Annotated in this window: 3 protein-coding genes; all 3 read right to left on the reverse strand. The window is 64.9% G+C overall.

Annotated elements, in window-relative coordinates; all coding sequences use genetic code 11:
- Positions 1-851: 851 nt before the first annotated feature.
- Positions 852-1,565, reverse strand: a complete 714-nt coding sequence (locus DL86_RS15075; protein ID WP_156964702.1) for a hypothetical protein — start codon at positions 1,563-1,565, stop codon at positions 852-854.
- Positions 1,566-1,949: 384 nt separating this feature from the next.
- Positions 1,950-4,367, reverse strand: coding sequence for a penicillin acylase family protein (locus tag DL86_RS15080; protein ID WP_162180448.1), 2,418 nt, complete (start codon positions 4,365-4,367; stop codon positions 1,950-1,952).
- A 10-nt stretch (positions 4,368-4,377) separates the two neighbouring features.
- Positions 4,378-10,038, reverse strand: coding sequence for a non-ribosomal peptide synthetase (locus DL86_RS15085; protein ID WP_051953540.1), 5,661 nt, complete (start codon positions 10,036-10,038; stop codon positions 4,378-4,380).
- Positions 10,039-10,044 lie beyond the last annotated feature (6 nt).

Consider the following 10,044-nt stretch of genomic DNA (forward strand, 5'->3'; position numbering starts at 1 on the left):
CGCCCAACGGCCGCGCCGCCGACGCGCCGCCGACCCCATAATAGACCTGCGGCCGGTCCCCGACCCCGGTTTCGACATTGACGGCCTCCGCCGCCCGCGGCGCGCGCGGCTGCAGATCGAGGCCGCGCACATGGTCCATCGCGTCCGGCAGCTCAGTGCCTCCGCTGCCAACCCCAAAAGACGTCGGCGCGCACCCCCCCAACAGCCCCGCCAGCAGCAGAAACAACCCAAACGAAAATAACGCGCCCGCCAAAACGCCGCGTCCCAATCCGCAAAACCGTCCCCAAACGCTGTACAAAAATCCTACCCAAAGCAATACGGATCCATCCAATTCGGATCCCCAGCAAATAGCAAATTTTGTTGCGTTTGACACCGGCCTCGCGCTTGAAAAACGATTCTCGCGAGAATGCTTTCAGATCCAATGGACTTTGGAAGGCAGTTTCGCCTCTTTAGGTTTGTCACATTTCCTTTGTGCGAACCGGCATCCGCATCGCTCGAAAATGCGCTCAGGCGGCTATGATCTCGATGGTCCCGACACAGCGCGAAGGCCGGCGCGAGCAATGCGGCGCCCTGCAAGCCGCTCTGAGTCACGCTTCTTCTTATGACTCCGGGCAGGCAACCGCCCGGAGGACGAACGCCCCTTCGAAGCGCGCTCCATTCGCAATGGCTTTGGAAGGCTTCTAGAGCGCTTTCAGTTTTGGCGGCATTCAGAAAGCAGCTCTAGGTCTTTGTTTTGTCGCATTTTCTTAACGCGAACCGGTATCCACTTCGCTCGAAAATGCTCTAATTCAGAGAATTGGAGCCTGACCCATCGATAAGCGGGTCCGCTCTTAGCAATTATAGACTTGTGCTCAGCGATGGCCGCTGCTTCCGTAGGCTTTACTGGGCTCATACCCATCCTCCGCCTTGCCGGGGAAGGATTGAATCGCTTCAATGCAATTGAAAGAATGTCCCGGCGAGAAAGTTCCGGCGCCGCAGATGAAGTAGGCGTCGATGGTGGCGGTTCTTGCGGCAAGGGCATGATCCGACGCTTCGCCTTCGCATTTATAGGTGCTGGGACCCGCATGGACGGCGCCCTTGATGCGGAAGCCATAGGCGCCGCCCGACGCGGTTCCGCCCGGATTCGTCGGCCGGAACAAGCTGTTGTAGGTGCCGGGGTCCGAGAAGGACGCCTTCAGCGGGGAGGCGTTGGTGATGGCGAGAGTCTTCAAGATTCCCGCGGGGGCGACGCTGCCGTTGGGTCCAGTCGGAGGGGTCTGGTTTTTCAGGTAGAGGGCGTCAACCGTCAGATTGACGGTGTCAGGATCAGCATTGCCCGCCGTTCCACGGGTATCGATGGGATTGCCCCAGAAATCCGTCGGATCGGCGCAGGCGCCGTCATAGGAGTAGAGAATAACGTCGATGCCGTTGAAGGTGTCCTCGAAGGCCGGCTCGGCGTGGAACCCAACGGTCAGCCGGATATTGTTCACCGATGCAGGAAGAACGCGGCTTTCATGAGCGATCGCCGAGCCAAAAAGGACGCTCGAGGCAGCCATGGCGCCCGCGGCCAAAAGCTTCTGTTTCATCTTCATATGATTCCTCCCGTTTACAATGCATGTGGGGACATAGTCCCGCGTAACCCGGACGATGGGCCGGGCCCCATTCGCTGAGCGCGAAATTCCATGGGCGGATCGGATGAGGCCATCCGATCCGCCTTATTCGAAAGACTTGCTTCGGTTGGGGCTGGCGCGCACGCGCAACCGTCGCCGACGCGCGCGGGCGCTGATCCCGGCGCCGGCGGCCACAGGACTCGAAATTCCGATTGTTCGGGCTTATCCCCCTGGAAAGATCAATGCTCGCGAGACGCCTAGTGCTGGCCGCCCGGCGCCTCTCTGCAGTTAGAACGTTCCAGGCTGACTAATTCCGACACGCTAAATGCAACCTACATAGGTTTTCGCATCGGCGAGCCCTTAGGGCCCCGGCGTCATCATCAACCGGCGACCCGCCTTATTATCCGAAAACTTTGTCGGCAGGCCCTCGACCCAGCTTTCCTGCTGATCAAAATAGTGCGTCGAACCCGGCTGGCCGGACTGCCCTCCAGGGATATGCAGGATGCCCTCGTCCTCGCGTCCGGGCGCGACGACCATGCGTTCGCTCGCGCCAAATTTTCCGTCGGCGAATCGCACGCAATGTCCGCAACCAGGCAAGGCAAGCACAGGCATGTCGAGGAAACGCGCGAGCGCCGGGACCGCCGCCGTCAAGGGGTGAGCTATGTCGACCTTGTTCACCTCGCCCCACGTCAATCCGGCGAACGTCTTCATATTCTGACGGGCCGCCACTGTCTCTGCGCTGCGGATCAAAATTGCGCGCAGAAATCCGGGCCAATCCTGATAGCGCCCGCGATCTGGAAGCAATTCCGTCCGGCCGCTGTCGATCATGCGCTGAACCGGAACGTCGACTCCGTTCCAACGATAGGAAAAAGTCGGATCGATCTCGCGGCATTTGCGAAACAGCGGCGTAAGAATGGCCTCGATCAGCCGCTCGCGAAACTCCACGATGAGCGCGAACCCCAGCGAGTTCACTTCGGCGCGGCCGTCCCAGGCCTCAAGATAGCGGCGCAGCTCCGCGGCCGAAAACGGGCCGGCATTCGGCTCGCCGTCGAGAGCGCGCAACGCCGCCTGCTGGTAATAGCGATAAAACTCCGTCGCCGTATCGAGCTGCAAGGCGAGCATGTCCGGCTCGCCGATGCCTTGGAGCGCGCTCAAGCGCTCGGCGATGCGCCAGGCCCGATAGCCGCTGGAAAAATCATGGCCGATGACATTGGCGTAACCTGCCCCGAGCATCCTCTGATTGGCGTTGACGAGAAATCCGCTCGGCGGGTTGACGAGGGCCGGCAATTCGTCTGCAGGAATGTATCCGTCCCAGCCTTTGCTCCCATCGGCCCATGATTCGGCGAACATCCCATCCATGCCGGCCCGGCGCGGAAATCTCCCCATATAGGTCCAGGCGATATTGCCCGAGCGATCCGCCAGAAGGACATTCAACGGCGGTCCGCCGGCGCCATGGAGCAGCGCCATCGCGTCATTCACCGTGGCGGCGCCGTCCATATCCGCAAGAGCAAGATCGGTGGCCGCCGGATCAAGCGCCGTCCAGCGCGCCGCCGCCGCGCGTCCTAGCAGTGGCTCCTGTAGCACCGGTCCCCAGATGGTCGTGCGAACCCGCAGCGCCTCATCCGCGCCGCCGCGAACACGGATCGTTTCAAGTCTGGTCTCGAAAGAAAGCGGACCCTTGGGGCTCTTGTAGCGGTCCCTATTTTCAGGGTCCTCCTCGATCACGACGAGATCGGCGAAATCCCCCTCGACGCTGGTCAATCCCCAGGCCACCGCGCCGTTGCTTCCAGTGATCAGCAAGGGAACGCCGGGCAGGGTCAAGCCCGACAGGTTGGCGCCAGGATAGCGCAATTCCGCGCGGTACCAGATGTCCGGCGCGGCAAGCTGGAGATGCATGTCATTGGCGAGAATGGCGCGTCCGTCGCGCGTCTTGGTCGGGCCGACGACCCAGGCGTTGGAGCCGCGCGGGCTGCCGGCGCTGGAAACGATGCCCGGATTGGCGCCGCCGCCGCGGTCGCCCTCTTTCTGCGCGCCCTCGCGGAGCACCGTGGCGAGATCGGCTACGGGTATGGCGTCGGGCGCACAGCGGGCCGGATCGCGGGGGGCGAGCAACTCATTGTAGCAGTCGCTCTCGGGCGTCAGAAAGGCGACGGCGGAAGGCGGCAAGGATCGCCGCATGACGCTCGCCGTCCGCTCCTGATCGCCCGACCAGGATAGCATCGCGTGCATCGCCAGCATGACAAGGATGCTGTCTTCCGGCCGCCATGGTTCGGGCCGATAGCCCAAGGCTGTAAATTCGACCGGAAACATATCGGCGGCCGCCATCGCCTGGTTGACGCCGGCGGCATATGCATCCAGCAATTCGCGCTGCGCCGCCGGAAGCCACGCCAGAATGACGCCGGCCAGTTCGCCAAAGCCCATGACTCTGTTCCAGCGATCCTCTTCCAGCAAGGGCCCGCCGAAGATCTCGGCCAGCCGCCCGGCCGTCCCGCGCCGGAGCAGGTCCATCTGGAACAGGCGATCCCCCGCCGTCGCGAATCCAAGCGCATGAAACGCGTCGGCGCGGCTGCCCGCATTGATGCGCGGCGTCCCCAGCGAATCGAAGTCGACGCTGGCCTCCGCCCGCAAACCGGCAAGCCTAAGAACGCCTTGTTCAAATGGCAGCGGCGCCCGGACCGCGTAAACGACGAAACCTGCGAAGCACCCGACCAGGGCCAGCGCGGCGACCGCGGCGCGACGAAGGACCTTGCCCATATAGCGCGAGGCTTGGCGGGTCACGATTGGGGACTCATGGATCGACGCGGGACAGCGCATCCCTGACGGATGCGTGCAAATCGGGGCTGGAAATGATGGCGTTGTGATCCGCTTCGATGATTTTCACATGCGACTTGATCCCGAGCCTGCTGGCCCAATCCTGCGGCGGGGAGCCGTCGGCGTTGAGCGAGGCTTGCGCCCACCAAAGATGGAGGCCAGGGAGCGCGCCTTGATCGAGGCGCGGACAGACGAATGTGTCCTCGATGGCTGCGCCATGGCGCCACATGGCGGCCTCCAACCGCAGAATCTCGATGGGCGCCTGGTTGAACCAAAGACCCCTCTCCCGCCCCCATAGCGCGGCGCAGGCGGGACGTTGAGCCGGCGGCGCCTCCGCCAGGAGCCGCTCCAGCTCCCGGACGTCACGCCCCGACAGCGAGGCGAGATTGGCTTGGTCTCCAGGGTCCTCCATAAATTCGACGAGGCGTCCTTTCCAGTCTCCCTCATCGAAATTACGCGGCGGGAGCGTGTCGATCAACCCCAGGAAACCTACCCTCTCGCCCAGCGCTTCGAGCCCGGCCGCGACCCCCATCGCGATCAGCCCGCCAAGCGACCATCCCAGCAGACGATAAGCGCCGCCGCGATGATTCTGGCGCAGAAGCTCGACGCTATCGCGCACGAGCGCTTGGAAGGCTTGCGGCTCGATCGCGGGGTTTTCGACCGCGCGAAACTGAAGTCCATGGATTGCGCCGGCCCAGTCAAGCGCCGCGATCAACGGATGGTAATTGCGAATATGGCCGGCGCCCGTCGGAAGAAGATACAGGGACGCATGGTCGGCGCCGCCTTCGCGCAATGTGACGAAAGGCGAGGCCGGCGCCATGCGCTCCGAGCGCAGCCATTGCGCCAGCGCCGCCACCGTCGGATATTGAAACAAGGCCACAAGCGAGATGTCGACTTGCAGGGCGTCCCGCACGCGCTGGGCCAATTGCACCGCCAAAAGCGAATGTCCGCCAAGCTCGAAAAACCCATCGCGCCGCCCGACCGAAGGAAGACCCAGGACGTCGGCGAAGAGGCCGGCGAGCATGGCCTCCGTCTCGTTAGCGGGCGCCGCATCGGCCGTCTTGCTGGGCAAGGCGCGGCGCGGCAAAAGGGCAGGAAGCGCGGACCGAAGCAGCTTGCCATTGGCGTCGCGCGGCAGCGCCGCCATAATGCGCCAGGCGGTGGGGATCATATAGGCAGGCAGCGCCGATCGAGCATGGCGGGCCAGCGCCTCCGGCGTCACCGCTTGATCCTGCGTCTCCACATAGGCGGCAAGCATTTGTTCGCCTCTCGCATCCGTCATCAAGGACACTGCGGCGGCGCCGACGCTGGGAAACCCCTCCAGCAGCGCCTCGATCTCCTCAAGTTCGATGCGAAAGCCGCGCAGCTTCACCTGATGGTCGGCGCGGCCCTGGAATTCTATGGCGCCATCGGCGCGCCGCCGCGCGAGATCGCCGCTGCGGTACAGCCGCCCGCCCGCCGCGTCGTATGGGTCGGGGATGAAGCGCTCGGCGGTGAGGCCGGGCTGACCGAAATAGCCGCGCGCAAGACCGATCCCGCCGATGTAGAGTTCGCCCGTCACCCCGACCGGCGCAAGATTTAGATGCCGATCGAGGACATGCATGCGGAGATTGAAGATCGGCCGCCCGATCGGGGCGCCCGCATCGCCGCCGCCATCGGCCTGTGAGCCGCAGTCCCAGAAACTCGCGTCGACGGTCGTCTCGGTCGGCCCATACATGTTGTAGAGGCGGCAATCGCGGCCGGCGTGGAATTGCGCCCGCAAGGCGCCGGTCATCGCCTCACCGCCGCAGCAAACGAGGCGCAGGCTGACGCAGTCCCGCCAGCGCGGCGTCAGCATCAATGCGCGCAGGAGGGAGGGCGTCGTCTCGATCATCGTCACGCGGTGACGCGCAACGAGGTCGCAAAGACGTTCGGGATCGGCGCCCGCGGTCCCGGCGATGACAAGGGAGGCGCCTGCGCCAAGAGCGCCGAAGATTTCCCAAGCGGACACGTCGAAGCTCGGCGAGGTCCGCTGCAGCACGACGTCCTGCGGACCAAGGCCGAATTCCGCCGCGCCCCACGTCACCCGATTGGCGAGGGCCCGGTGCGGGATCGCGACCCCCTTCGGCCGCCCGGTCGAACCAGAAGTGAAGAGCACATAGGCGAGGGTTTCGCCATTGATTGGAGCGGCGGGGTTTGCATCGGGAAAGCCCTCACGGGCGCAGGACTCGAGATCCAGCACAAGGCGCGCGCCGGCGAGATCGTCGGCCGCATGCGAATGAGAAAGCAAAATAGCGGGCGCGCAATCCTCGATCATCGCCCGCAGGCGATCGCGGGGATAGGCGGGATCGAGCGGGACATAGGCGGCGCCCGATTTGAGGACGGCAAGGAGCGCGACGACGAGGCCTATCGAAGGCTCCGCATGAACTCCAACGACGACCTCTGGTCCGGCCCCGAGCGCTATCAGACGATGAGCCAGGCGGTTGGCGCGGATGTTGAGTTCCCGGTAAGTCAGCCGCGTTTCGCCGTCAACGAGGGCGACCCGCTCGGGACGGCGCTCGGCCCAATCCTCGAACAAACGCACGACGCTCGCGCTGGCGGGCCAATTTGGCGCCGCGCCAGTTGCCGCCTCGAGAAGCCAGCGCCGCTCCGCCTCCCTCGCAAGGGGCGCGTCGCCGATCCGCGCATCGGGCCGCGCGGCAAAAAACGCAAGGAGACCCGCGTAATGTCCGGCCAGCCTCTCGATGGTCGAGCGCAAGAAGAGATCCGTATTATACTCGAAAACAAACTCCAGCCCGCCGGAAGTCTCGAGCGCGTCGACCGAAAGATCGAACATCGCGGTCTGCGTCCGAGCCTCGACCGGCTCGATGACGAGGTCCTTCGCCTCGATCCGCGCCGCCGGCGCATTCTGCATGGCGAAGAGGACCTGGAACAGCGGATTGCGGTCAAGGTCGCGCGCGGGATTGAGCTCGGTGACAAGCCGCTCGAAGGGGAGGTCCTGATGGTCCTGGGCCTCCAGGGTAGCCGCCCGCACGCGGGCCAGCAGCTCGGTGAAGCTTGGGTTGCCGCCAAGGTCGGTCCGCAGCGCCAAAGTATTGACGAAGCAGCCGATCATTCCCTCGAACTCGACCCGCCGCCTCCCGGCGACCGGCGTTCCGACGCAAATATCGTCCTGACCGCTATGGCGGGAAAGCAGCAGCTGGAACGCGGCGAGGAGGGCCATGAACAGCGTCGCGCCATTGCGCCGCGCCAAGGCCCGGAGCCGGTCCGCCAGTTCTCCTGGCAAAACCATGTCATGGCTGGCTCCGGCATAGGTTTGGACCTGCGGACGCGGCCAGTCGGCGGGCAGTTGCAGCAATGGCGGCGCATCCTTGAGGCGGGCGCACCAATAATTCAGCTGCCGGGCCAGTTCCTCCCCTTCGAGGAACGCGCGCTGCCACAGCACATAGTCGGCATAGTGAAAAGTTGGATCCTCCAAAGGCGAAGCCGCGCCTGCTTCAAAGCTCGAGTAGAGCGCGGCAAGTTCGCCGGTGAGGATCTCCAGGGACCAGCCGTCGGCGATAGCGTGATGCAAAGTCAGGAGAAGCACATATTCGTTCGCGCCTTCCGCCGCCTCGCCCAATTCGAGCAGCCGGCCCCGGATCAGAGGACCGGCTGCAAGATCGAAGGGCTCGGCGGCCTCCGCCTCGGCCAGGCGGCGCAACTCGGCGGCGCGCGCCGCGGCGGGGACGCCGCGCAGCGAGATGATCGACAGATCGATCGGCAGTTCCGGCGCGATCCGCTGAACCGGCTCTCCGTCGACGGTCGGAAAACTGGTGCGCAGCGCCTCATGACGGCGCACGACCTCCCGCAAAGCCTGCTGCAAGACGACGACATTCAAACGCCCGATGAGGCGCAGGGCGAGCGGCATGTTGTAAAAGGCGCTGGCCGGCTCCAGCCGGTCGAGGAACCAAAGCCGCTGCTGCGCAAAGGACAAGGGGTTGGTCGCTCCGCGCTGCCTCGCGATCAGGGCCGATTGGGCGGCCGGCCGCCACCCTGGCGCAGCGGTCCGCCGAACCACATGGGCCAGTTGGGCGATGGTCGGCGCCTCGAACATGGCGCGAAGCGTGATTTCCACGCCGAGGTCGCGCCGGATGCGGGACACCGCCTGTAACGCAACCAAGGAATGGCCGCCAATCTCGAAAAAATTCTCGTCGATTCCGACAGGATCGCGGCCTAGAACCTGCGAGAACACGCCGGCCAAGATCTCCTCCACCGCATCCCTGGGCGGCGCATGTCCCTCCTTGGCGCGAGGCCCGGCGTCCGGCGCCGGCAAGGCCTTGCGGTCGATCTTGCCGCCAGGGGTCAACGGAAAGTGGTCCAGCGCGACAATGGCGCCTGGAATCATGAAACCTGGCAGGCGCTCGCGCAGCCATTGGCGCAGCGTCGCGCAATCGGGAGCCGCTTTCCCCGCGCCGGTCACATAAGCGACCAATTGGCGGCTCGATCCCGCCTCTCGCACCGTCGCCGCCGCTTCGCGGACGCCGGGATGTTCGCCGAGCCGCGCCTCGATCTCTCCGAGTTCGATCCGGTATCCGCGCAGCTTGACCTGATGATCGACGCGCCTAAGAAATTCGATCGCGCCATCCTCCCGGTATCGGACGAGGTCGCCGGTGCGGTAGAGGCGGGAGCCCGGCGGGCCGAAAGGATTGGGGATGAACCGCTCCGCGCTGAGGCCAGGGCGCCGCAGATAGCCGCGCGACACGCCGGGCCCTCCAATAAAGAGCTCGCCCGCAACGCCGGCTGGAACCGGCTGAAGATCCCTGTTCAGCACATAGACCCTGGCGCCGGCGATCGGCCGGCCGATCGGGACGTCGGCGGGAAGCACCGCGCTTGCGCCAGGCATTGCGAAGGCCGTCGCGGTAATCGTCGCCTCGGTTGGGCCGTAGGTGTTGACCCAAACGATCTTGGAGTCCGCCAAGGCGCGCCATGAACGCAGGCTTTCCGCGGCGACCTTTTCCCCGCCGACAAATAGCAGCCGCAATCCGGCCGGAAGCGGGTTTGCGGATTGCGCCAGTTCGGCCGTCAGCTGGCTCCAGAAAGCCGTCGTCAAGGGCAGCACCGTCAGTTCGGCGCGGGCGATGAAATCCAAAAATCCCGTCATGGAGTCGAGCGCGCGGCGCGGCGCCAGGGCCAAGGTCGCCCCACTGAGCAATGTCGGAAAGATCTCCTCGGCCGTCTGATCGAAGCTGATCGAGGAGAATTGCAGAACCTTGTCGCGCGGGCTCAAAGCGAATCCCTGAGCCTGAGCCCGCGCCAAATTGGAAAGGCTCCGATGCGCGACCATGACGCCCTTGGGGCGGCCGGTGGAGCCGGAGGTGTAGATCACATAGGCGAGATTGTCCGCGCCGGCGAGCGGCGGCGGATCGGAGGCCGGCTGTCCCGCCCAAAGCAAGGCGTCGCGGTCAAGCCGCAAAATCGACACCCCGCCCTTGCCCGCGCCGGACGCCAAACCGCCAAGCCCGCCCTCCACGCTTTGGTTGATTACGCTTTCCTGCGTCAGCAGCAGCGCGATCCCGGCGTCCTCAATCATGAAGCCGAGCCGCTCGCCCGGATAGGCCGGATCCAGCGGCAGATAGGCGCCCCCCGCCTTCAGGATCGCCAGAACCCCGACCAGCATCTCAAG

This window comes from Methylocapsa aurea (assembly GCF_000746085.1).
GTDB classification, from domain to species: domain Bacteria; phylum Pseudomonadota; class Alphaproteobacteria; order Rhizobiales; family Beijerinckiaceae; genus Methylocapsa; species Methylocapsa aurea.